General features: G+C 76.2%; 21 protein-coding genes. 10 read left to right on the top strand and 11 right to left on the bottom strand.

Translation table 11 applies throughout. From position 1 onward, the window contains the following. Position 1: 1 nt before the first annotated feature. The 4 genes from C5N14_RS18290 to C5N14_RS18275 all read left to right on the top strand — a co-directional run bounded on the left by C5N14_RS18290 (position 2) and on the right by C5N14_RS18275 (position 6,034). Positions 2-622: a siderophore-interacting protein gene (locus C5N14_RS18290; protein ID WP_117669299.1), complete on the top strand. Its 621-nt coding sequence runs from the start codon at positions 2-4 to the stop codon at positions 620-622. Between the two features lie 143 nt (positions 623-765). Then, on the top strand, positions 766-2,304 hold the full coding sequence (locus C5N14_RS18285) for an aspartate aminotransferase family protein (RefSeq protein WP_117669332.1): 1,539 nt from the start codon (positions 766-768) through the stop codon (positions 2,302-2,304). A 44-nt stretch (positions 2,305-2,348) separates the two neighbouring features. Then, entirely contained in the window at positions 2,349-3,644 is a 1,296-nt protein-coding gene (locus tag C5N14_RS18280; RefSeq protein WP_117669298.1) for a lysine N(6)-hydroxylase/L-ornithine N(5)-oxygenase family protein, read from the top strand. After that, a complete protein-coding gene (locus tag C5N14_RS18275) occupies positions 3,641-6,034 on the top strand; it encodes a GNAT family N-acetyltransferase (RefSeq protein ID WP_207892777.1) in 2,394 nt (797 codons plus the stop codon). The genes C5N14_RS18280 and C5N14_RS18275 overlap by 4 nt, the downstream gene beginning before the upstream one ends. Before the next feature lie 217 nt (positions 6,035-6,251). Here C5N14_RS18275 and C5N14_RS18265 read toward each other — a convergent pair whose 3' ends face one another. Genes C5N14_RS18265 through C5N14_RS18230 form a run of 8 tightly spaced genes read right to left on the bottom strand, consistent with a single transcriptional unit; the run spans position 6,252 to position 14,453 of the window. Continuing rightward, positions 6,252-6,950, bottom strand: a complete 699-nt coding sequence (locus C5N14_RS18265) for an aspartate/glutamate racemase family protein (RefSeq protein WP_117669296.1) — start codon at positions 6,948-6,950, stop codon at positions 6,252-6,254. Next, complete coding sequence (locus C5N14_RS18260; RefSeq protein WP_117669295.1) at positions 6,947-8,272, bottom strand: FAD-binding oxidoreductase; 1,326 nt, start codon at positions 8,270-8,272, stop codon at positions 6,947-6,949. The genes C5N14_RS18265 and C5N14_RS18260 overlap by 4 nt, the downstream gene beginning before the upstream one ends. A gap of 10 nt (positions 8,273-8,282) precedes the next feature. After that, entirely contained in the window at positions 8,283-9,158 is an 876-nt protein-coding gene (locus tag C5N14_RS18255; RefSeq protein ID WP_117669294.1) for a family 3 encapsulin nanocompartment shell protein, read from the bottom strand. Between the two features lie 30 nt (positions 9,159-9,188). Beyond that, on the bottom strand, positions 9,189-10,034 hold the full coding sequence (locus C5N14_RS18250; protein ID WP_117669293.1) for a class I SAM-dependent methyltransferase: 846 nt from the start codon (positions 10,032-10,034) through the stop codon (positions 9,189-9,191). Between the two features lie 60 nt (positions 10,035-10,094). Beyond that, a complete protein-coding gene (locus tag C5N14_RS18245) occupies positions 10,095-10,922 on the bottom strand; it encodes an SDR family NAD(P)-dependent oxidoreductase (protein WP_117669292.1) in 828 nt (275 codons plus the stop codon). Positions 10,923-10,927: 5 nt separating this feature from the next. Continuing rightward, on the bottom strand, positions 10,928-11,881 hold the full coding sequence (locus C5N14_RS18240; protein ID WP_117669291.1) for a sulfotransferase: 954 nt from the start codon (positions 11,879-11,881) through the stop codon (positions 10,928-10,930). Further along, complete coding sequence (locus C5N14_RS18235) at positions 11,878-13,083, bottom strand: MFS transporter (protein WP_117669290.1); 1,206 nt, start codon at positions 13,081-13,083, stop codon at positions 11,878-11,880. The genes C5N14_RS18240 and C5N14_RS18235 overlap by 4 nt, the downstream gene beginning before the upstream one ends. Continuing rightward, complete coding sequence (locus C5N14_RS18230) at positions 13,080-14,453, bottom strand: DegT/DnrJ/EryC1/StrS aminotransferase family protein (RefSeq protein WP_243639733.1); 1,374 nt, start codon at positions 14,451-14,453, stop codon at positions 13,080-13,082. Before C5N14_RS18230 ends, C5N14_RS18235 begins: the two co-directional genes overlap by 4 nt. Before the next feature lie 793 nt (positions 14,454-15,246). Between C5N14_RS18230 and C5N14_RS18225 the strand changes: the two genes are divergently transcribed. The 6 genes from C5N14_RS18225 to C5N14_RS18200 all read left to right on the top strand — a co-directional run bounded on the left by C5N14_RS18225 (position 15,247) and on the right by C5N14_RS18200 (position 20,035). Continuing rightward, the gene (locus tag C5N14_RS18225; protein WP_117669289.1) at positions 15,247-15,999 is read left to right on the top strand and encodes a lytic polysaccharide monooxygenase; all 753 of its coding nucleotides are present in this window, start codon (positions 15,247-15,249) and stop codon (positions 15,997-15,999) included. Between the two features lie 61 nt (positions 16,000-16,060). Beyond that, positions 16,061-16,678, top strand: coding sequence for a DUF305 domain-containing protein (locus C5N14_RS18220; RefSeq protein ID WP_117669288.1), 618 nt, complete (start codon positions 16,061-16,063; stop codon positions 16,676-16,678). Between the two features lie 72 nt (positions 16,679-16,750). Next, on the top strand, positions 16,751-17,209 hold the full coding sequence (locus C5N14_RS18215; protein WP_117669287.1) for an ATP-binding protein: 459 nt from the start codon (positions 16,751-16,753) through the stop codon (positions 17,207-17,209). 122 nt (positions 17,210-17,331) lie between these two features. Beyond that, positions 17,332-18,528, top strand: coding sequence for a hypothetical protein (locus tag C5N14_RS18210; protein ID WP_128763604.1), 1,197 nt, complete (start codon positions 17,332-17,334; stop codon positions 18,526-18,528). A gap of 198 nt (positions 18,529-18,726) precedes the next feature. Then, positions 18,727-19,332 carry a response regulator transcription factor gene (locus tag C5N14_RS18205; RefSeq protein ID WP_243639731.1) on the top strand — a complete coding sequence of 202 codons (606 nt, stop codon included), beginning with the start codon at positions 18,727-18,729 and terminating at the stop codon, positions 19,330-19,332. Between the two features lie 124 nt (positions 19,333-19,456). After that, entirely contained in the window at positions 19,457-20,035 is a 579-nt protein-coding gene (locus C5N14_RS18200; RefSeq protein WP_117669284.1) for a response regulator transcription factor, read from the top strand. A gap of 54 nt (positions 20,036-20,089) precedes the next feature. Here the strand turns inward: C5N14_RS18200 and C5N14_RS18195 are convergent, their stop codons facing one another. The 3 genes from C5N14_RS18195 to C5N14_RS18185 form a co-directional block, all read right to left on the bottom strand. Beyond that, entirely contained in the window at positions 20,090-21,988 is a 1,899-nt protein-coding gene (locus tag C5N14_RS18195) for an ABC transporter ATP-binding protein (RefSeq protein ID WP_117669283.1), read from the bottom strand. Continuing rightward, positions 21,985-23,706, bottom strand: a complete 1,722-nt coding sequence (locus C5N14_RS18190) for an ABC transporter ATP-binding protein (RefSeq protein ID WP_117669282.1) — start codon at positions 23,704-23,706, stop codon at positions 21,985-21,987. Before C5N14_RS18190 ends, C5N14_RS18195 begins: the two co-directional genes overlap by 4 nt. Before the next feature lie 73 nt (positions 23,707-23,779). Next, the gene (locus C5N14_RS18185; RefSeq protein WP_117669281.1) at positions 23,780-23,899 is read right to left on the bottom strand and encodes a SapB/AmfS family lanthipeptide; all 120 of its coding nucleotides are present in this window, start codon (positions 23,897-23,899) and stop codon (positions 23,780-23,782) included. Positions 23,900-23,904 lie beyond the last annotated feature (5 nt).

Raw genomic sequence — 23,904 nt, 5'->3', positions numbered from 1 at the left:
GATGGCCGGCACCACCCTCGACCCGCTCGCCACCCGGTTCCGGTTCTACCAGGCGCAGGTCGTGCGCGCCCGCCGGCTCGGCCCGACGATGACCCGGGTGACCCTCGGCGGCCCGCAGCTCACCGCCTTCGCCGGCGGCGGGCGCGACCAGAGCGTCAACCTGTTCCTGCCCCACCCCGGGCAGGCCGCGCCCGTAATGCCCGTCGACGCCGGCGGCGACTGGGCGCTGCTCGCCGCCGACGAGACCGCGCTGCCCGCCGTCGGGGCGATCCTGGAGTGGCTGCCCACCGGGGCCCGGGCCCGGGCCTGGATCGAGGTCCCACACGTCGCCGACATCCAGGACCTGCCCGCCCCGCCCGGGGTCGAGGTGACCTGGCTGGTCCGGGGCACCACCCCGCCCGGCTCCGGGCTGCTGCGCGACGCCGTCCGCGCGGCCCGGCTGCCCGGCGTCGTCCCGTACGCGTGGGTCGCCGGGGAGTCCGCCACGGTCCGCGGCCTGCGCCGGCACCTCGTGCAGGAGCGCGGCGCCGACCGCCGCCGGGTGGCCTTCTCCGGCTACTGGCGGCGGGGCGCGTCCGAGGACGCCCTGCGCGGCGAGGCCCTCGCCGGCGCCGCGGCCTGACCGTGCCCCCGAGCGCCCCGCCCGCCGGGGTCACCGACCGCCCGACCGTGGCCCTGAGCGCCCCCGGCGCCCCGGCCGCCGGGGTGGCCGGTCGCCCCCGCAGCACCGCCGGCCCCGAGTCCCACCGACCGTCGAGGAACCGCATGAGCATCCCGGGTCGTCCCGCTCCGGACGTGCCGCCCGCAACCGGCACTCCGGCGAACCCCCGCGCCCACCTGTTGACCACCGGCACCGCCGAGCAGTACCGGCGGGTGCTGGCCGAGGGGGTCGACCGGGTCAGCGCCCGGATCGCCCGCACCGACCGCCCGTTCACCGGTGTCACCCCGGCCGAGCTCGCCCCCACCGTCGCCGCCGTGGACCTGGACCGCCCGCTCGCCGACCCGGCCGCCGCCCTCGACGAGCTGGACGACGTGTACCTGCGCGACGCCGTCTACTTCCACCACCCCCGCTACCTGGCCCACCTCAACTGCCCGGTGGTGATCCCCGCGCTGCTCGGCGAGGCCGTGCTCACCGCCGTGAACTCCTCCCTGGACACCTGGGACCAGAGCGCCGGCGGCACCCTCATCGAGCGCCGCCTGATCGACTGGACGGCCCAGCGCATCGGCCTCGGCCCCGCCGCCGACGGCGTGTTCACCAGCGGCGGCACCCAGTCCAACCTCCAGGCCCTGCTGCTGGCCCGGGAGGAGGCGTGCGCCCGGACCGCGACGTCCCGCCGCGAGCTGCTGCCCCGGCTGCGGGTGCTCGCCTCCGGCGCCGGCCACTTCAGCGTGCAGAAGTCGGCCACCCTGCTCGGCCTCGACGCCGACGCGGTGATCGCCCTACCCACCGACGCCGACCGCCGGATGTGCCCCGCCGCCCTGCACGAGGAGCTGGCCCGCTGTCACCGCGACGGGCTCACCGTGATGGCGGTCGTCGCCACCGCCGGCACCACCGACTTCGGCTCCATCGACCCCCTCGACGCCATCGCCGACCGGTGCGCCGCCGCCGGGGTCCGGCTGCACGTCGACGCCGCGTACGGCTGCGGGCTGCTGGTCTCGCCCACCCGGCGGCACCTGCTCGCCGGCATCGAACGCGCCGACTCGGTGACCGTCGACTACCACAAGTCCTTCTTCCAGCCGGTCTCCTCCAGCGCCCTGCTGGTCCGCGACGGCCGGTCGCTGCGGCACGCCACCTACCACGCCGACTACCTGAACCCGGCCCCCCGGGCGACGGGGGAGCAGCTGCCCAACCAGGTCGACAAGAGCCTCCAGACCACCCGCCGGTTCGACGCGCTGAAGCTCTGGCTCACCCTGCGGATGATGGGCCCCGACGCGGTCGGCGCGCTCTTCGACGAGGTGATCGACCGGGCCGACGGCGCGTGGCGGCTGCTCGCCGGCGACCCCCGCTTCGAGGTGGTCACCCGGTCCGCGCTGAGCACCGTGGTGTTCCGCTACCTGCCCACCGGGCCGGCGGCCGTGCTGGCCGACGACGCCAACCGGTACGCCCGCCGGGCCCTCGCAGCCTCCGGCGCGGCCGTCGTCGCCGGCACCAAGGTCGACGGCCGGCAGTACCTGAAGTTCACCCTGCTCAACCCGGAGACCACGCTGGACGACGTGGCGCACGTCGTCGACCTCATCGCCGAGCACGCCGGCCGGTACGTGCACGAGCGGACCGCCGCCGTCACCCCCTGCCCGGTCGGCTGACCGCGAACGTGCCCACCCCCCGCCCCCGCGCAGAGAGCGAACCCATGTCCACCAACGACGTCATCGCCGTCGGGCTCGGCCCGTACAACCTGGGCCTGGCCTGTCTCACCGAGCCGCTGACCGACCTGGACTGCCTGTTCCTGGAGGCCCGCGACTCCTTCGACTGGCACCCCGGGATGCTGCTGGAGACCGTCCGGTTGCAGACCCCGTTCCTGGCCGACCTGGTCACCCTCGCCGATCCCACCTCGCCGTACTCCTTCCTGAACTGGCTCAAGGAGTCCGGGCGGCTGTACCCGTTCTACATCCGGGAGAGGTTCCACCCGCTGCGCAGCGAGTACAACGCGTACTGCCGGTGGGCGGCGGCGAAGCTGGCGGGGGTGCGCTTCGGCCACCGGGTCACCGCCGTCACCCACGACGAGGCCGACGACCTGTTCACCGTGCGCGCCACCGTCACCGCCACCGGCGAGACCGTCACCCACCGGGCCCGGCACCTGGTGCTCGGCACCGGGACCCCGCCGCACGTCCCGGCCGCCTGCGCCGGGCTCGGCGGCGACGTGGTGCACTCCTCGGCGTACCTGGAGCACCGGGCCGCCCTGCGGGAGAAGAACAGCGTCACCGTGGTCGGCTCCGGGCAGAGCGCCGCCGAGATCTACCACGACCTGCTCGGCGACATCGACACGTACGGCTACCGGCTGAACTGGGTCACCCGCTCGCCCCGGTTCTTCCCCCTCGAATACACCAAGCTCACCCTGGAGATGACCTCCCCGGACTACGTCGACTACTTCCACGCCCTGCCCGAGCCCACCCGCTACCGGCTGGAAGCCGAGCAGAAGGGGCTGTTCAAGGGCATCGACGCCGATCTGATCAACGACATCTACGACCTGCTCTACGCCAAGAGCGTGTCCGGGCCGGTGGAGACCCGACTGCTCACCAACACCGAGGTGACCAGCGCCCGGCACGACCCGGCCGCCGGCGGGTACACCCTCGGGCTGCGCCACGTCGAGCAGGAGGGGGAGTTCGCCCTGGCCACCGAGGGCCTGGTGCTGGCCACCGGGTACCGCCACGCGGTGCCGGACTTCCTCGACCCGGTGCGTCACCTGCTGCGCTTCGACACCCACGGCCGGTTCGACGTGGCCCGCGACTACAGCGTCGACCACGCCGGCCGGGTGTTCCTCCAGAACGGCGGCACCCACACCCACAGCGTCACCTCGCCGGACCTGGGCATGGGCCCGTACCGCAACGCCGTCATCATCCGCGAGCTGCTCGGCCGCGAGCACTACCCGGTCGAGCGGCGAATCGCGTTCCAGGAGTTCGGCGTGCCGGCGGGGGTGCAGGCGTGACCGAGGTCGTGCACACCCGCACCGACCCCCGGCTGGGCGACTTCGCCCTGCGTACCCTCGACCCGGTCGCCGACGCCGCGCTGCTGCACTCCTGGGTGACCCACCCGAAAGCCGCGTTCTGGCTGATGGCCGACGCCGACGTGGCCCGGGTCGCCGCCGAGTACGCGCGCATCGCCGCCGAGGAGCACCACGACGCGTTCGTCGGGCTGTGGCGGGGCGAGCCGGCCTTCCTCGTCGAGCGGTACGACCCGGCGCGGGTCGAGCTGGCCGGCCGCTACCCGGCCCGCCCCGGCGACGTCGGCATGCACTTCCTCTGCGCGCCCACCGACGCCCCCGTCCCCGGCTTCACCCGGGCCGTCATCACCGTCGTAATGGACTGGCTGTTCGCCGACCCGGCGCACCGCCGGGTGGTGGTCGAGCCGGACGTGCGCAACACGGCCGTGCACGCGCTGAACGCCGCCGTCGGCTTCGTCCCCGCCGGACCCCTCGCCCTGCCCGCCAAGACCGCCCTGCTCAGCTTCTGCACCCGCGCCCAGTTCGCCGCCGCCACCGGCCCGGCCCCCACCAGCAGCGAAGGACCGACCATCGTGGACCCCCAGGACGCCGTCGCCCACCTCACCCCCGACACCTGGGCGCGGGCCAACCGGCTGCTGGTCCGCAAGGCGCTCGCCGAGTTCGCCCACGAGCGGCTGCTCACCCCTGAGCCCGTCGGCCCCGCCGCCCCCAGCGAGCCGGCCGAGTACGAGGTGGCCAGCGACGACGGCGTCGTGACCTACCGGTTCGCCGCCCGCCGGCTCGCCCTCGACCACTGGCGGATCGACCCGGACAGCATCACCCGCCGCCGCGACGGCGCGGAGCTGCCCCTGGACGCCCTCGACCTGTGCGTGGAGCTGCGCGGCGCGCTCGGCCTCACCGACCGGGTGCTGCCCGTGTACCTGGAGGAGATCACCTCCACCCTGGCCGGGTGGGCGTACAAGCTGGACCGGCCGGAGATCGTCGCCGCCGAACTGGCCCGCGCCGACTTCCAGACCATCGAGACCAGGATGACCGAGGGCCACCCGGGCTTCGTCGCCAACAACGGCCGGATCGGCTTCGGCATCGACGAGTATCACCGGTACGCCCCGGAGGTCGGCCGGCCGGTGCGGTTGCTCTGGCTCGCCGCGCACCGCGACCACACCACCTTCACCTGCTCCACCGACACCGACGCCGACGCGCTGCTGCGCGACGAGCTGGGCGCCGACGTGCTGGCCGGCTTCGCCGCCACGCTGACCGGGCTCGGCCTCGACCCGGCCGACTACCTGTTCCTCCCCGTGCACCCGTGGCAGTGGTGGAACCGCCTCGCCGTCACCTTCGCCGCCGACGTGGCCGAGCGCCGCCTCGTCCTGCTCGGCCCCGGCCCGGACGAGTACCTGGCCCAGCAGTCGGTGCGCACCTTCTTCAACGTCACCCGCCCCGAACGGCACTACGTCAAGACCGCGCTGTCCGTGCTGAACATGGGCTTCGTCCGGGGGCTGTCGGCGGCGTACATGGAGGCCACCCCGGCCATCAACGACTGGCTCGCCGACCTGATCGACCGCGACGAGGTGCTCCGGGTCACCGGGCTGACCATCCTGCGGGAGCGGGCCGCGATCGGGTACCGCAACCGCCGGTTCGAGGCGGCCACCGACCGGTACTCCCCGTACCGGAAAATGCTGGCGGCGCTGTGGCGGGAGAGCCCCGTCCCCGGCCTGGAGCCGGGGCGACGACTGGCCACCATGGCGTCGCTGCTGCACGTCGACTCGGCCGGCGGCTCGTTCACCGCCGCGCTGGTCGCGGAGTCGGGGCTGCCGGCGGGGGGCTGGCTGCGCCGGTACCTCGACGCGTACCTCGTCCCGCTGCTGCACTCCCTCTACGCGTACGACCTGGCGTTCATGCCGCACGGCGAGAACGTCATCCTGGTGCTGCGCGACGGGGCGGTCGAGCGGGCGGTCTTCAAGGACATCGCCGAGGAGATCGTGGTGATGGACCCGGACGCCGACCTGCCCGAGGCGGTGCACCGCGTCCGGGCCGACATCCCCGACGACGAGAAGCTGCTGTCGATCTTCACCGACGTGTTCTCCTGCTTCCTGCGTCACCTCAACGTGGTGTTCACCGACGCGGGGCTGCTCACCGAGGAGGAGTTCTGGCGGACGGTCGCCGACTGCGCGGCCGACTACGCCGAGCGGGTCCCGCACCTGGCCGACCGGCTGCGCCGCTACGACCTGTTCGTCCCGGAGTTCGCCCACTCCTGTCTCAACCGGCTCCAGCTACGCAACAACCAGCAGATGGTGGACCTGTCCGACCCCTCGGCGGCGCTCCAGTTCGCCGGCACCCTGGCCAACCCCATCGCCCCGTACGCGCGCCGAGCCTGACCCGCGGCGCCGCCGGTGCCCGCCGCGGATCCGGCCCCGGCGCTCGCCCGCCCGCCCCGCTCGCTCGCCCCGCCCGCCCGCCCCGCCCGCCCGCTCTTTCACGGAAAGAGTGGCTATCCCGGCCGGAATGACCACTCTTTCCGTGAAATTGCGCGGATGCGGGGTGGGGGTGCGGGGTGGGGGTGGGTCAGGGGTGGGGGTGCGGGGTGGGGGTGGGTCAGGGGTGGGGGTAGGGGCGGCGGGTGAGCGTGGCGTGCAGCATCGTCGTCAGGGTGACGATGTCGAAGACCGGGAGCCCCAGCCGGGCCTGGATCGCGTGCGCGAACGGCACCAGGTCGGTGCACTCGATCACCAGCGCGCCCAGGTCCGGGTGCGCCTCGGCGAGCCGGTCGACGCGGTCGAGCACCTCCCGGCCGAGGCGGTCGGCGTCCAGGGCGTCGCGGCGGCCCTCCAACATCACCTCCCGGAACTCCGGCTGGCCGGCCATCCCGGTGACCCGCACCGGCACCGACTCCGCGCCGATCGCGGCGAGGTGGCGCGGGGTCAGCGCGTTCTCGTCGGCGACCAGCAGCCCGACCGGCCGCCCGACCATCCGGTGCACCATCGGGAGCTGGACCAGGCTGGACGACCACAGCGGCACCGACACGGCGGCGGCCAGCTCGGCCTGGAACAGCACCAGGAAGCCGCACGCCCCGGTGATGGCGGCGACCCCGGCGGCCTCCAGGTCCTTCGCCGCCGCGATGAACGGCTCCAGCAGCGTCGGGTCGGCCTCGCGGACCAGCCGCCGCGGCGTCGCCCCCTCGACCACCCGGTACACCACCGGGAAGTCGAAGGTGGCCGGGTTGCGGATGTGCCCGGGGATCTTCTCGAACGAGGTGTCCAGGCAGAGCACCCCGATGGGGGCGTCGTCGGTCATCGCGTACTCCCTGGGGTCGGGCGGCGGCGCGGGAAGCGCCGCCGCCAGCGGTCCACGGCGAAGGGGGCCAGGTCCAGCTCCGGGCGGACGCCGCCGACGAGCTGGGCGATCAGCCGCCCCCCGGCCGGCGCCAGCCCCATCCCGATGTGGCCGTGCCCGGCGGCCACGCAGACGTTGCGGTACCCCCCGGCGCGGCCGAGCAGCGGCAGGCTGTCCGGGGTGCAGGGACGCAGCCCGCTCCACACCCGCACCCGACGGTCGGTGTCCAGCCCCGGCAGGTACGACCGGACGGTGCGCGCGATGCCGTCGACCCGACGGGGTGCGACGGAGACGTCCATCCCGGTCAGCTCCAGGGTGCCGGCGAGGCGCAGCCGGTCGCCGAGCGGCATGACGGCGACCTTGCCCTCGCTGAGCAGGATCGGCAGCCGGGGCGGAGTCTGCGGGGCGGCGACGGTGACCGCGTAGCCCTTGGCCGGCTGGAGCATCAGGTCCAGGCCCAGCTTGCGGGCGCAGGCCACGGACCAGATCCCGGCGGCGATCACCACCTCGGCCGGGCGCAGGTCCCCCCGGCTCGTGCGCACGGCCCGGACCCGGTCCCCGGCCACCTCGAAGTCGCGGACCTCGGTGTCGGTGCGGATGTCCACGCCCATGCCCCGCAGCACCCGGGCGAACTCGACGAGGAACGCCGGGATGCGCAGCGCGGCCCCCTCGGCGTTGAGCAGCGCCCCGGCCACGTCGAACTCGACGCCCGGTTCGAGGCGGGCCAGCTCGCCGGGTTCGAGCACCCGCAGCGGCACTCCCCGGGCGACCGCCGCCGGCACCGAGCGGCGGGCCTGGTCGAAGCCCTCCGGGGTCTTGCAGGCCAGCAGCATGCCCCGCGCGGTGAGGGTGTCGGCGAGCGGCCCCGCCGCGCACACCTCGTGCAGGATGGCCAGGCTGCGCTGCTTGAGCGACAGCAGGACGTCGAAGGCGGCCCGGGCGTCGGCCTCGGTGCAGACCCGGCGGAAGTGCCAGAGCCAGGCGAGCAGGGCCGGATCCCAGCGGGGCCGGACGTGGAACGGGCTCTCCGGGTTCAGCAGGTAGCGCAGCCCCTTGGCCGGCACGCCGGGCTCCGCGAGCGGCGCGGAGCCCTGGGTGCCGACGAAGCCGGTGTTGCCCGAGGAGCAGGCCGCCGGGTCGCCGACCTCGCCCCGGTCGACGACGGTGACCCGGTGGCCGGCGCGGGCCAGGAACCAGGCGCAGAACAGGCCGACGATGCCCGCGCCGACCACCAGCACGTCGGGCTCGTCGCCGGGCGGGCGTGGCGCGGGCGTCGTCGACATCGCCCGCGCCCTACACGCTCACGACGAAGAAGCAGGTGGGCAGGTTGAGCACCACCCGCTCGTAGATCTCGGCGGTCAGCGCCAGACCGGGCTCGGCGAACGTGCCGGGCGGCGGCTCGGCGAAACCGATCATCGAGCGGCCGGCGTCGAACAGCAGCGCGCCGTGGCCGAAGTCGCCGACGATCGCGGTGCCCGGGTCGACCAGCCGGGTCCGGACGATGAACACGCCGTTCTCCTCGACGTCGCGCATCAGCGTGCCGGAGCCGAGCAGCCGGTAGTAGTCCGCCGGGTTGATGATCAGCCCGTCGGCGGTGCTGCCGTTCTGCTCCACCTCGTTGCAGGCGGACAGGATTGTGGAGCCGAACGGGCCCGGGTCGGTGAGCCGGGCGATGTCCGGCATGGTGAGCAGCCCACCCTCGCCGCGCAGGATGGTGACGTTCTCGGCGGTGGCCAGCCGCACGACGAGGCGGTAGTTGATGAACTCCGCGAAGCTCGTCGGGTCGTCCCACAGCCCGTCCGGGACCTGCACCCACGCCTTCGTGGTGAACAGCGGCGGGATGGGGGAGCGGTGGAAGTGGTTGGCCGCCTCCCGCCGCAGGTCGGCGCCGTCGACCGCCGGGTCGTCCGGGCGGGCCGGGCTCTCGTGCCAGTAGAACTCCTGCGGGTCCCGGGACAGGTCCACCACCTTCAGCACGTTCCGCGACGGGTAGCGCGGCTTGCGCCGGGAGCTGGTCAGCGAGTCGGTGATGGTGACGTCGTACTCGACGCGGGTGTCGAAGCCCTGCGCGGCGAAGGCGTCGACGAAGACCTGCCCCGGCGAGAGCTGCTTCTTGCGGTCCTCGACGACCTCGGCGATCGTGCGCTTGATGACGTCGGTTCGTTGCATGGGCTCACACCTCGGGTCGTGGTCGGACGGTCACTGCGCGGCGGGCTTGCGGGCGACGAACATGCCCCAGCCGAACTCGCCCCGGTCGATCGCGGCCTGGATCTCCGCGCAGGAGGCGGCGAAGCCGAGGATCCACTCCCGGGCGGCCGGGTCGTCGGTGGACGCCGCCCGCTGCCGGGCGGTCTCGCCGAGCACCCGGTACGTCTGCCGGATGTGCTCGTCGAGGCTGCGGGCGGCCAGCACCTCGAACCCGGCCTCGGTGAGCGCCCCGGCGTACCCGTCGAGGGAGTAGCCGTTGCTCCAGCGCACCCGGTCGTAGACGTGCCGGCGGGCGGCCTCGCCGATCTCGGTGGTCGGCTGGAGGAAGTCGGTGATCGCCAGGATCCCGCCGGGGGCGAGCACCCGGTGCATCTCGGCGTGGCTGCGCGGCTTGTCCGGCACCAGGAACAGGGCGTCCTGGCTGACCACGTGGCTGAAGCTGCCCGGGGAGTACGGCAGGGCGGTGGCCGACCCGTGCCGGAAGGCGATCCCCGGCGTCCCGCGCTCGGCGAGCTTGGCCTGGGCGAACCGGATCCGCTCGATGCTCAGGTCCAGCCCCTCGCCCCGGCAGCCGGTCTGCCCGGCGAGCCGGAGCAGGAAGTTGCCGCAGCCGCAGCCCACGTCCAGCACGGTCGAGTCGGCGTCGATGCCCGCCTCGGTGGCGAGCAGGTCGGAGGTCCGGTCGGCGGCGGCGTGGTAGTCGGCGTCGGTGTCGTCGGCGAAGTAGCCGGTGTGCAGCACGCCCTCGCTGTCCCAGAAGCTGAGGTAGGTCTGGGTGGTCTCGTCGAAGAACTCGGAGACGTCCCGCTCGGTGAAGGTGGGGCTGGTCGTGGACATCACGCACTCCTTCGTGCTGTGCCGCCGGCCGGCGTCGCCGCCGCCGGATCGGGGGAGGGGTCAGGCGTAGGTGTCCTTGCGGACGCCGGTCAGGTGTGGCAGCTCCGGGCCGGTGGCGCTCGCGCCGCCGTCGATCAGGTGCACGCCCGCGGTGACGAACGAGGCCCGCTCGCTGGCCAGGAACGCGGCCACGGCGGCGACCTCCCCCGGGTCGGCCAGCCGGCCCAGCGCGCTGTGGTGGCCCATGGCGGCGAGCTGCTCCTCGACGTCGCCGTCGCCGGCCAGCCGGGCGGCGGCCCGCTCCATCGGCGGGGTGCGCACGCTGCCGGGGGCGAGCACGTTGACGGTGATCCCGTCGCGGCCCACGTCGACGGCGAGGCCCTGGGCGAAGCGGACCAGCGCGGCCCGGGTCACCCCGGAGAGCACCAGCGGGCCGATCGGCACGCTCGCGGTCTCGGAGGCGACGAAGATCAGCCGTCCCCAGCCGGCGGCGCGCAGGTGCGGCAGCGCCGCCATGGCCAGCCCGACGGCCGGCAGCAGCACCCGGTCGACGGCGGCCCGGTAGTCGTCCACCTCGAACAGCGCGGCGGTGCCGACCGGCGGGCTGCCGCCGCTGACCAGCAGGACGTGCGCCGCGCCGAGGTCGGCGGCCACCCCGTCCACCCAGCGGCGGGCCGCGTCGGTGTCGGTGACGTCCACGCTGGTGGCGCTGACCCGGCCGGTGCCCACCCCGGCCAGCTCCCGCTCGGCGGCGGCGAGCCGGTCCGGGTCGCGGCCACAGATCGCCACGTGCGCGCCCTCGGCGGCGAACTCCTTCGCGCAGGCCAGCCCGATCCCGCTGGACCCGCCCGCGACGAGGACCACCCGTCCCCTGAGCCCGAGATCCACGCTCGTTACCTCCCTGATCCGCTGGTCGGTGATACCCGGTCCGCCCCGCGCGGGGCCGACCGGTAGCCGTAGCGGGCGAACAGCGGCTGGGCCAGGGCCGTCGCGGCCAGCCGGTCGGCCCGGGACAGGGTGCGCCGCCAGGAGTCGTCGCGGTCCCGGATGACCGTGACCCCGGTGCGGAACCGGTCCGGGTTGCCGGTCACCGTGTGGTTGGTGCGCAGCTCGACGGTCCGCCCGCGCACCGGGTTGCCGGCCGGGTCGGCCCCGCAGAGCCGCAGCAGCGCGTCGACGGTGCCGGCCGGGTCGGCGGTGAACGACTCGTAGCGCAGCAGCGTCGACCGCTCGGGGAACCGCCGGGTGATCGCCGCCGAGGCCAGGTTGAACCCGTGCCAGTACGCGGTGCTGCGCGCCGCCGACATCGCGTAGACGTACTGCTTCGGCTCCCGCCAGGAGTGCGCCACCGCGCGCGGGTCGCGGACCAGGTGCACGTAGTACGGGGTGATCCCCGGAACGTACGGCAGCAGCGCGGCCTCGCCGGGGATCTTCGTGGTGTCCACGATGGTGTGCGCCCCGGCGCGCTCGGCGGCGGCCCGGTAGACCCGGCCCATCAGGTCGGCGTGCGCGCGGATCTCGTCGTCGTACAGGCCCCGGCGCAGCACCCGCCAGGTGTGCCGGGTCCGCACCCGGGACCGCTGGCGGCCGATCACCGCCGCGGCGTGCGCGTCCGGCGACGTCCCGGCCGGGCGGCCGACCGGCAGCACCCGCGACCAGATGTCGCAGCCGGTCAGCGGGGCGCCGCAGCCGCACAGGTCGTTGACGCCCCGGCCGGTGGAGTTCTTCCACAGGAAGTGCAGCTCGCCGACGTGGAAGAAGCCGGGCACCTCGTTGAGCACGTTGCCGATGATGGTGCTGCCGTTGCGGCACCAGCCGGTGACGCACAGGACGGTCAGGTCGCTCATGCCGCCCGGGCCTCCGTCTCTCGTCCTGCGGGCCGGGCGGCGCCGGGACCGGTCGCCGGGCGGCCGATCCACGCCGCCAGCACCGCCGCCGCGACGGCGCAGGCCGCGCCGACGCCGAACACCGCTGGATAGTCGAGGCTCGCCGCGACCAGGCCGGTCACCGGCCCCCACACCGCCAGCCCCAGGTCCCAGAACGAGGTGTACGCCCCGATCGCCGCCCCCTGCCGGGTCGGCTCGGCCCGGTTCATCACCATCAGCGCCAGCGACGGGTGCAGCAGGGAGAACCCGACGCCGGTCACCACGCCGCCGGCCACGGCGACGGGCAGGTTCGGGGCCACCGCGATGATCACCAGGCCGACCGCCTCGCCGGCCGCCGACCAGGCCGCCACCCGACGTGGGCCGAGCTTGTCGGGCAGGTGGCCGATGACCAGGCGGGTGAGCGCGTACACGGCGCTGAAGCAGCTCAGCACCACCACGCCGGAGCCGATCCCGCGCGCGTCCAGGTGCAGCACGACGAACGCGGCCAGGCCGGCGTACCCGGCGGCGCCGAGGGCGAGCGCGGTGCCGGGCAGCAGCGCCGGGCGCAGCAGCAGCCCGCCGCCACCCTTCGCCGGTGCGGCGGCGGGGTCCCGGGGCGGGACCGGGACGATGGCCACCAAGGCGGCGGCCAGCAGGGGAGCGGCGGCGGCGAGCGCCCAGACCGCCGCGAAGGAGACCTGTTGCAGGGTGGCGCCGAGGAAGGTGCCGGCGGAGATGCCGCCCCACATGCTCATCCCGTACAGGCCGATGAGCTGGCCGCGGCGCTCATGCGGGGCCAGCGCCACCACCCACACCGCCCCGGCGGTGAACAGGGCCGCCTCACCGGCGCCGAGCAGCAGCCGTACCGCCACCAGCACCGGCACCGCGAGCGGCAGGAAGTAGAGCAGCCCGCCGCCGGCCACCACGAGGGCGCCGGTGAGCATCACGGCGCGGTGGCCGTACCGGTCGGCCAGCGCCCCGGCGACCGGCCGGACCAGCAGCGCGGTCACCGCGGTCACCGTGACGACCAGCCCGACCACGAGGTCCCCGGCGTGGTGCCGGTCGCGCAGGAAGCCGGGCAGCACCGGGAGCACGGCGGTGAGGCCGAGGTACCCGGCGAAGAGCCCGCCGAAGATACCCACCAGGGCCAGTCGCGGCACGGTGCGGGTGGTTGCGGCCGTCATCGGCGCACCGGCTCCGCCGTCCCGGCCGACGCGGGCCCGGCCGGGACGGGCGCGGCCGGGGCGGGCTCGGTGGGCCCGGGCGCGGCGGCGGCCACCTTGCGGACCGCCCGCACCAGGTCGTCGCAGTCGTCGAGGGTCAGGTTGGACGACAGCGGCACGTCCACCGCCTCGCGCAGGTACCCGGCGGTGCGCGGCAGCATCGCCCGGATCTCGTCGACGTCGTCGGTGTCGTACACGAACCGCCAGTTCCAGAACGCGCGGACGTTGAGGTCGTCGTCGGCGCCGATGTTGCGCGCGTCGACGCCCTCCCGGCACAGCGCGCGGGCGAACCAGCCGGCGTCGCCGCCGGGCACCCGGAACACGAACGCCTCACCGAGGTACGCCCCGGGGGCGACCGGCCGGCGGATCGCGATGCCCGGCAGGTCGGCCAGCGCGTCGGCGACGTACCCGTAGTTGCGGTGGAACAGCCGCAGCCGCTCCGGCAGCCGGGCCATCTCGGCGCGTAGCAGCGCGGCCCGGATCTCGTCCATCCGCAGGCTCAGCAGGGGCAGGTCGAGGCCGGTCAGGGGCGGCTCGCCGTCGGGGAAGTGCCGCCGCAACCGCCCCTCGTACGCCCCGGACAGCGCCACCGCCCGGGCGAACAGCTCCCGGTCGTCGGTGACCAGGAAGCCGCCCTCGCCGCAGTTGAGCGCCTTGTCGGACTGGGTGCTGAACGCCCCGGCGGCCCCGAACGTGCCGAGCTTGCGGCCGTTGAGCTCGGCGCCCAGCGCGGGCACCGCGTCCTCGATCAGCGGCACCCCCATCTCGGCGGCGAACCGGGCCAGCGCCTCGGCGTCGGCGGCGAAACCGCGCATGTGCACCACGAGGATCGCGCCGATCCGGGGATCCCAGCGGCGCCGCAGGTCGTCGATGTCCATCCGCAGATCCTGGTCCACCTCGACCAGGAACGGCCGGCACCCGGCCATGACGATGGCGCTCGGCGTGGCGACGAAGGTGAATCCGGGGCAGGCGACCAGCGAGCCCGGGGCCACCCGGGCGGCCATGATGGCCAGGGCGAGGGCGGCGGTGCCGCTGGACACCGCGAGGGCGTGCCGGGTGCCGAAGAAGCGGCACAGCTCGTCCTCGAACCGGCCGCACTCCGTCTCGTGCTGCGGCCGGTGGTCGTAGCGGAAGTAGAGGTGGCTGCGCACGGCCCGGCAGGCCGCCTCCTCGTCCTCGGGATGGACGAAGACGGCGCCCTTGTCGTACGTGGGCCAGGGGGTGCCACGGACCGGCGCGCCCCCGTGCAGGGCGAGACGGTCCGTCGGTCGGTCGTGGCGCGCCGCCGGCAGTGGCCGGGGCGGCGCGGGTGCTTCGTCGTTCCCCTTCACCGGCGGGCTCCTCGCTCGTTGCTGGCAGGTGTTCCGATGGTGCATTTCCTGGCTGGACACCAACGGCGACCGACGCGTTCGACGGAGGTCGCGAATAAACCCGCTGACATGGGAAAACGTCGCCTATCCGGAATCGCGATAATCGCCGTCCAGTGACAGCAATGATTGTCGCGGGGGTGCGGCGCGTCAACCCGTGCATTTCGCAATCTGCTTGCCCGGCGCTGCGGTTGGCGCCCCGTCGTGACCGCCGGTTGTCGTCCTGTCGGGTCGCCTGGCCTGGACAGCCTCCTGGGCTGGATCTATGCCCGGCCGGCGGCCCGCGGGCGCGGTACCCGTTGTCACCCTCCGTGTGCCTCTCCCGGTGCGGTCGGATTGCCGATTCCCCCCGCCCCCGATATCTACGATTTCCCTATCGGAAAAGCAGCCTTCTTGGCCCCCTGTCGACTTGCTGGGCGCGCCCAAATCGGTCAACAGCCGTCAATGACATTTTGTCGGAGCGGAACCGGAGATATGTGCTGCCGCTGCGGAATGGATTGCGGCGGCCTGGTCGGACGTGGCCCGCGCCGGTGCGGCCCGGGCGGCCTGGGGCGACGGGGTCCTGCCCGGCGCGGCCGGCGGGCCGTCGCGTGGGTGGCGGCGAGGTGGTCGGCGCCGGGGCTGGCGGGGATGTTTTCCGGCTGGGGTATTTACTGTTAAGAATGTTTACTTTATGTTCATCGCATCCCCCACGGTGGGCGCGTTCCCCCAGCTCGGCGGTGTGCCGGCGCCCGCCTCGATCCGAAGGAGCATCCACATGCGTCGAACAGTCGTCCTCCCGCTCGCGTCGGCGGGTGCCGTCGTCGCCTCGCTGGCCGTCGCGGTGCCCGCCCAGGCACACGGGTACGTCTCCGGCCCGCCGAGCCGGCAGGCGCTCTGCGCCCAGAACCGGGTGCCCGACTGCGGCCAGATCAAGTACGAGCCGCAGAGCGTCGAGGGCCCGAAGGGGCTGCGCAGTTGCCACGCCGGGATCAGCCAGTTCGCCGTCCTCAACGACGACGCCCGGGGCTGGCCGGCCACCTCGGTCGGCAGCACGGTGACCTTCACCTGGACCAACACCGCCCGGCACGCCACCAGCAACTGGGAGTACTGGATCGGTGGCACCCGGGTCGCCGTGGTCAACGGGAACGGGCAGCAGCCGGCCGCCACCGTCTCGCACAGCGTCAACCTGGGCGGGTTCTCGGGCCGGCAGAAGCTGCTCGCCATCTGGAACATCGCCGACACCGCCAACGCCTTCTACTCCTGCGTCGACCTCCAGATCGGCGGGGGCGGCGGCAACCCGACGCCCACCCCCACCACCTCCCCGTCGCCGACGCGCACCCCCACGCCGGCCCCGACCACGCCCGCGCCGACCACCCCGGCCCCGTCCGGCACCTGGACCGCCGGCCAGGCGTACCAGGTGGGTGACCAGGTCACCTACGGCGGCGCGACGTACCGGTGCGCCCAGCCGCACACCGCCCTGCCCGGCTGGGAGCCGCCGAACGTGCCGGCGCTCTGGACCCGGCTCTGACCCGCCCCGGGTGTGGCCCGGTCCCGGGCCACACCCGCCCAGCCCGGAAGGCCACGGCACCATGAGACCCACCGCAGCCCACGGCGCCCGCCGCCGCGTCGTGGCACTCCCGCTCGCCGCGCTCCTCGCGGTCGCCGGCTGCGCGGCGCCCGCCGCCGCCCCCGCCTCGTCCTCCGGCGGGACCGGCGCGCCGCCCGCCGCGTCGGTCCGGCCCGACCCGGCGGACGTGCCGTTCCTGACGGCGATGGTGGCCCACCACGACCGGACCCGGGTGATCGCCGCCGCGGCGGCGGGCCGGGTGACCGACGCCGAACTGCGCACCCTGGTCGCCGCCGTCGACGCCACCGAGGCCGACGAACTGGCCACCATGCGGCGCTGGCTGGCCGCCGCGACCCCGTCCGGCGACGCCGACGGGCATGCCGGCCACCACGCGCACCCCGGCGGGTCGCCGACCGCCGACCCGGACCTCGACCGACTGCGCTCCGCGCCCGCCGACCGGTTCGACGCCGTGCTCGTCGCCGTGCTCACCGCCCACCAGCGCCGAGCCGCCGCGCTGGCCCGCGCGCACCGGCCGGCGGCGGTCGGCGCCGAGGTGCGTGACCTCGCCGACCGCATCGAACGGTCCCGCACCGCCCAGATCCAGTTGATGTCCCGGCTGCCCGCGGCCCGGTCCGACTGAGTGTGGGGCCACCGGCCGGAAGATCCACCCGGGGCGCGTACCAGGCGGGCGCGGGCCGTGTACGGTCCGGCCATGAGCAGCGGTGGGGGGGACGGCGGCGGCTCGGCAACCGGCGCGTCCCGTGCGGGTACCGGGGTGACGCTGTTGGTGGAGACGATCGCCGGCGGGCAGGTGACGGCGCTGCGGCACACCGTCGCCGCCGCGGCCGGCGCGGCCGGACTGGCCGACATGGCCCTGGAGGACTTCGTGCTGGCGGTGCACGAGTTGGTCACCAACGTCGTCCGGCACGGCGGGGGCAGCGGCGAACTGCGGCTGCGTCGGCGCGGCGACCTGTTGACGTGTGAGATCACCGACGGCGGCCCCGGCCTCGTCGACGTGCGGGTCGCGCTCCCCGCGCCGAACCAGGTCGGCCAGCGCGGCCTGTGGCTCGCCCAGCAGCTCACCGACGGGCTGGAGATCCGCGCCGACGGCCAGGGCACGACCGTCCGGGTCAGCGCCCGGCTGGCCACCCCGGCGACCGGCGGGCGCTGACCGCGCCCCGCAGCCGGCCGGGTGGGCCTCCCGCCCGCCCCGGCAGGAGCGGACCGGCGAGGGGTCGCGTGAGAGTGACGGCGTCGTTACGATGTGTCGACATCTTCGAGGGGAGGGTCGGCGTGCGCTGTCCCGCTGTCCGCGCCGCGCCGGCCGCGGTGACCGCGTCGGCGCGCCGCACCGCCTCCCCGGTCGCGGGGACGGCCCGGCTCGTACGGCGGCTCGCGCTGCTGCTGGCCGCGACGGGCGCCGGGATCGTCGCTGCCGTGCTGCTCGCCGGCCCCGCCGCCGCGCACGACGGCGGCCGGCCCGCGGTCGTGGTGGGCCCCGGCGGGGCGTCCCGCCCGGCCGGTCCGCTGGCCCGTGTCCTCGACGGCGTCCTGCCCGCCCGTGCCGACCACGCCCGGCCCGCCGGTCCCCACGGTGGCGGGACCGGCCGGGGCGACCCCGACGATGGTCGGCCCGGCGCCTCCCGCCCGGGCCTCGTCGACCGGCCCGCCCGGCCGTCGCCGGTGTCGCCGGTGCGCCCGCCGGCGGCCCCCCGCCCGGCGGAGCCCGATGCCTCCGGCCCGGCCCGGCCCGCTCCGCCCGCCGCCCGTCCTGCGGGGGCCAGCGCGCTGTCGCCGGCCGGCTCCGCAGTGGCCCGCCCAGGCCCCCGTCCGGCCGGGCGGCCCGCTGTCCCCGACGCCTCGTCGGCCCCCGGCCCGGCCGGCGGCGGGGCGGCCCGCCTGCCGGGGCTCGTCGGTAGCCTCACGGCCGCCCTGGCCGGGCTGGCAGCCGGCCCGGTTTCCGGGGCGGCGCAGCAGGTGCTGCTTCCGGTCCTGGGGCTGCTCGGTCAGCTGCTCACCCCGCTGCTGCCGGGCCTGCCGGCCCCGCCGACCGACCCGGCGGGCCCATCCTGGCCCGCGACCCCCCCGGCCGGTCCCGCGCCGGCCCCCGGCGCCCCGGTCGAGCCCGGGGCGCCGCCCCCCGCCGTCCCCGCCGCGCCGGCCCCGCCGTCGCCCGGCCCGGTCGGCGGCAGGACCTCCGGGCCGGCCGTGGCGTTCTCACCCGGGTGGACGGCTGCCTCCGCCGTCCCCGGCGGGTCCCGGGCCTCCGGGCCGGTCGGGACGGCGGCCGAGGCGCAACCGCCGGCCGGGCCCGGCCGGTCGGCGCCGCCGGCCGACCGCGTCGACGACGTCCGTGCCGGCTCCGGGCCCGCGCCCACCTCGGCCGACGACACCCGCTGGCCGGCGTGCGCCGGTGGCCGGGAACGCACCACACTCTCGTCGGTTCCGGTCCACGGCCGCGCCCCGGCGGTGACCACCCGCCCCGGCTGAGCCCCCGGCCCGGCCCGTCCCGCGGTCGCCGGCCCGTGCCGTGCCGACCGCCCGACGTGCCCCGCCGTGGCCCGGGAGCCGCCGTCGTGACGCCGCTCCGGGCCGACGCTGTCCGTTCCCGCGCGCCCCGTACCCGTCCCCGGCGTCGAGCCGGGTGCTCGGGGCGGCGCGACGCGTACCCGAGATCGGAGATACGTGGTGATCCACGTCGTCGTGGCCGAGGACATGGGACTGCTGCGCAGCGCGCTGTGCGCCGCGCTGTCGAACGAGGAGGACATCGAGGTGCTCGCCGATGCCGCCGGCATCGGCGAGCTGTGGGAGGTGCTGCGCCGGGAACAGCCCGAGGTGCTGGTGCTGGAGCTGAGGTCGGACGTGCCCGAGTCGGCGTGGCTGGTGGCGAAGGTGGTCGCCGAGGCCCCGGGGACGGCCGTGCTGGCGATGAGCCACCGCTGGAGCCCGCCGCTGGTCGAGGCGGCCCTGGCGGCCGGCGCGCGTGGCCTGGTCAGCAAGGACACCGGCCTGTCGGAGCTGGTGCGCGCGGTCCGGACGACCGCCGCCGGTGAGCGGGTCATCGACCCCGCCGCCGCGGTGGCCGTGCTGAGCCCGCCGACCAACCCGCTGACCCGCCGGGAGCTGGAGGTGCTGCGGGTGGCGGCCGAGGGCCTACCGCTGAAGGAGATCGCCCGTCGGCTCTTCCTGGCCCACGGGACGGTGCGCAACCACCTGTCGGCCATCCTGCACAAGACCGGCGCCCGCAACCGGATGGAGGCGGTCCGGCTGGCCCAGCGGGACGGCTGGCTGTAGCCGCCGCGGGCGGACCTCGGCACGGCGCCTGCCGGGGCCCGCCCGCTCACCGAGCGGACCTGTCAGTTACGTGTTTGAATGCTGACTGTCTGTGATCAATGGAGATGCTCGGGAGAGGTCCGTCGTGATCCGTACCCTGCTCGCCCTGGACGGTGCCCTGGTCCGGGGCGCGTTGTCGCTCGTCCTCGCCGCCGAGAAGGACATCCACGTGGTGGCGGAGGTGGGCCGCGGCGACGCGGTCGGTCAGGCGGTCCGCGCCGGCCGGCCGGACGTCGCGGTGGTGGACTTCGACCTGATCGCCGACGGCGCGACGGCGCAGCGGTGCCCCCTGCTGGTGCTCGCCGATCCCCGCCGCGCCCGGGGCCTGTACAGCGTGTTCTCCCCGGGCCGCACGGTCGGCATCCTGGCCAGCGACGTGGCCCCGCACCGGGTGGTCGACGGGATCCGGCGGCTCGCCCGGCGCGAGTCGGTGGTGGACGCCGAGCTGGTGCTGGCGGCGATCGCCGCCGACAGCCCGCTGACCGAGCGGGAGACCGAGGTGCTGCGGCTGACCGCCGCCGGCGCTCCGGTCGCCGAGGTGGCCGGGTCGCTGCGGCTCTCGCAGGGGACCGTCCGCAACCACCTCGGCCGGATCGCCCGCAAGACCGGGGCCCGGACCCGGGTCGAGGCGGTTCGGGTGGCCCGCGATTCCGGCTGGATCTGACGCGGGACCGCCCCCGCGAGCCGCCGGGGGGAACGCGGCGGCGGCCCGGCCGGGTCAGCCCCGCCGGGCCGGGGCCGGGGACGGCGTGGGCCGGTCGTCCCAGTGCCCGACGAGTTCCCGGTAGGTCGCCGACCGGGCCAGCAGTTCCTCGTGCGTGCCGGCCACCGGCCGCTCGCCGTCGACCACGAGCACCCGGCGGGCCCGGACGGCGGAGCTGATCCGGTGGGCGATCACCACCAGGGTGCCGGGCCGGCGGGCGAACGCGTTCTCCACCGTCGCCTCGGCCGCCGGGTCCAGGTGACAGGTCGCCTCGTCGAGGATCACCAGCGGGGCGGGGGACAGGTACGCCCGCACCGCGGCGACGAGTTGCCGCTCGCCCGCGGAGAGCGCGCCCGGCGTCACCGCCCCGCCCAGCCCGCCGAGCCGGGCGGTCAGCGCACCCGCCCCGAGGTCGTCGACGGCGGACGCCACGGTGCCGTCGTCGGCCTCCGGGCGCAGGTAGCGCAGGTTGTCGGCGAGCGAGCCGGTGAACACGTACGCCTCCTGCGGCACCACCACCCGCAGCCGGGCCAGCGCCGCCGGCGGGGCGCTGGCCACCGGGACCCCGCCCAGCAGCACCGTGCCGGCCTGCGGGGCGAGCAGCCCGGACAGCAGCGCGGCCAGGGTGGACTTGCCCGCCCCGCTCGCCCCGACCACGGCGAGGTGTTCCCCGGCGGCCAGGGTCAGGGTGACGTCCGCCAGCACCGGCCGGGCCGCCGCTCCGTAGCGGAAGGTCAGCCCACGCACCCGCACGGCCGGCTCGGCGCCGCCCGGCCCGGCCAGGGTGCCCGTGCCCGGACCGGCCGGTGGGTCGTCGTCCGGCCCGGCCGGTGAGCGGTCGTCCGCGGGGCCGGCCGGCGCGGCCCCCGGCGGCGGGGCGGGCTCGTCCGCGGGGTCCGGGCAGGTCCGCAGGATCCGGTCCAGGGTGACCACGTAGCGCAGGCCGCCGCCGCCGACGCCCTGCACCAGGGCGTGCAGGGCGGGCTGGAGGCCGGTGGAGACGTAGATCAGCGCGCCGAGCACCGCGCCGGCGGTCAGGCCCCGGTCCACCAGCCGGGGCGCGGCCAGCAGCAGCACCGCCAGCGGCAGCCAGCCGCCCACCCCGAGGCTGAGGCTGCGTACGGCGGACATCCGGGCCAGGACCCGCTCGGCGGCGGCCTGGTCCGCCACCCGAAGGCCCACCTCGGCGACGACCCGCCCGGCCGCCCCGCACGCCCGCACGTCCCGGTGCCCGGACAGCGCGGACGCGGCGGCCCGGCCCAGCTCCTCGCCGGCGCGGACGTACCGGCGCTGCTGCCCGGCCATCGCCGGCAGCGCGCCGAGGAACACGGCCAGCCCGGCGACCAGCGGCGCGGCCACCAGCGCCGCCACGACCGGGTCCAGGGCGACCAGCCCCAGCAGGGCCGCCCCGGCGGCGAACAGGAAGCCCCGGGTCACCATCAGCAGGCCGGCGAAGGTGTCCCGGACCAGCTCCACCTGGTGGGTCAGCCGGGCCGCCGCGGCGCTGTCCGCGCGTCCGCCGGCCCGGGTGGCGTCCCGCAGGGCCGCCCGGACCACCCGGGCGGCGAGGTCGTCCCGGAACGGCTCGACCACCGCGCCGAGGCTGCGGTACGTCCGGCCGGTCGCCAGCGCGCCGACGAGCACCGCCCCGGCGAGCAACCCCAGCCAGCCCAGCCCCACGCCCGGGCGGCCGGCCAGGAAGCCCCCGTCGACCGCCCGCGCGACCAGCGCGCCGGAGAGCAGCGCCGGCAGCGCCTCGACGACCGACCAGCCGGCGAGCCGCGCCACGGCCGGCCGCCGGGCCCGCAGCGCCGCCCAGGTCGCCCGCCGTACCCCGGGTCGGGCCGCGCCCGGGCCACCCCGGCGGTCGTGCTCGCGGCCCCGGCGGCTGGTCCCGGGTCCGTGGCGGCTCATCCGGCGGGCCCGTCGGTGCGGAAGACCGCCCGGTAGGCCGGGTCCGCCCACAACCGCCGGTGCGGGGCGAGGGCGCGCAGCCGGCCGCCGTCGAGCCAGGCGACCAGGTCGGCCGCCGCCGCCGTGGCGACCCGGTGGGTGACCACCAGCCGGGTCCGCTCGCCCGGCCGCCCCGCCACCGCCCGGGCGATCCGGTGCTCGGTGACGGTGTCCAGGCTGGACGTGGCGTCGTCGAGGATCAGCAGCCGGTCGGCCGCGGCGAAGGCCCGGGCCAGCCCGAGCCGCTGGGCCTCGCCGCCGGACAGCGGCGTGTCGGCCAGCGGGGTGCGGAAGCCCGCCGGCAGCCGGTCGACGACGTCGGTGACCGCCGCCGCCTCGGCGGCCCGGCGTACGGCGGGGGTGGCCGGGGAGCCGTCGGCCGGCGGCGCGGCCCCGCCCGGGGGCAGCGCCAGCCCGATCGCGTCGTGCACGGTCGACCCGACCAGCGCCGGCCGGTCGAAGGCGTACCCGACGGCCCGGCGCAGGGCGTCCGGGCGCAGCCGGGGCAGCGGAACCCCGTCCAGGCGGACCTCGCCGGCGTCCGGGTCGTGCAGCCGTCCGGCGACGGCGGCGAGGGTGGACTTGCCGGCGCCGGACGGCCCGACCACGGCCACCGTGGCCCCGGCCGGGACGCTCAGGTCGACGCCGTCGAGGACGGGCCGGCCGTCGTCGGCGTACACGCTCACCGCACTGAGCCGCAGCGCCCCGCGACCCGGCGGCAGCGGCCGGTCGCCGTCGGTCGGCGTCGGGTACGCCAGCAGCTCGGCGACCCGGGCGGCGCCGGAGCGGCTGCGCACCAGGCGGTTGAGGGTGGCCAGCACCGCCCCCAGCCCGGCGCCGGTGGCCGCGTAGCGCACCGCCGAGACGAGCTGGCCGGGGGTGAGCCAGCCGGCGGCCAGCGCGTAGCCGCCGACGGCGACCACGCTCAGTTGCAGCAACGGCGCCACGGCGGCGGTGCGGGCGCTGGCCCGGGCCAGCAGCTCCCAGCCGCGCCGGCCGTGCCCGCGAAGCTCCGGCAGCGCGCCGAGGATCCGCTCCTCCTCCCGGCGGCGGGTCGCGGCGGCGGCGATGGTCCGGGCCCCGCTCAGGGACTCCAGCAGCCGGCCGGCGATCGAGTTCAGGGCCTTCTGGTAGCCGGCGGTGGCCGCCGAGGCGTCGGTGACGAACGCGCGCATCAGGCCGGCCAGCAGCACGAGCCCGGCGAGCAGGGTGACTCCGAGCACCGGCTCGATCAGGGTGAGCGCGACGACGCTGCCCAGCGGGGGCAGCACCGCGAACGCGCCGAGCACGACGGCGGTGCCGGCCTGACCGGCGTCGGCGGCCTGCCCGACCAGCCGGCCGACCAGGTCCCCGACCGGGTGCCGGCGGGCGGCGCGCACGTCGAGGGCGAACAGGTGCCGCAGCAGGCGCTCCCGGAGCCGGGCGGTGGCGCGGGCGGCGCCGTACCCGCTGGCCAGGTCGCCGAGGGTGTCGGTGGCGACCAGGACGACGACCAGGGCGCAGGCGGCGGCCGGCCACCACCGGGTGCCGCCGGTCAGCGCCGCGTCGACGGCGAGGCCGAGCACCGCCGGCAGCAGCAGTTCGGCGACAGCTCCGGTCAGCGTGACCGCGGCCAGCGCGGCCGTCCACCCCCCGGCGTCGCGGACCACCCGCCGCAACAGCCCGTCGCCCGTGCGCATCGGTTCCCCCTAGAACGGCGGGCGGCCCCGGGTGGACACGTCTGTCCACCCGGGGCGCCGCGGATCGACCCGGTCAGTTGCAGGTCGTGATGGAGAGCGAGCTGTCGCCGCAGAGCAGCAGGCTCGCGCTGGAGCCGCCGCCGGTGCGGTCGGCCGGGGCCATCTCGAGGCCCTGGAGGTCCAGGAGCGCCATGTCGA

This window comes from Micromonospora sp. MW-13 (assembly GCF_003434305.1).
In the GTDB taxonomy this organism is placed as follows: domain Bacteria; phylum Actinomycetota; class Actinomycetes; order Mycobacteriales; family Micromonosporaceae; genus Micromonospora.
This window is presented reverse-complemented; position numbering and strand designations above follow the sequence as displayed.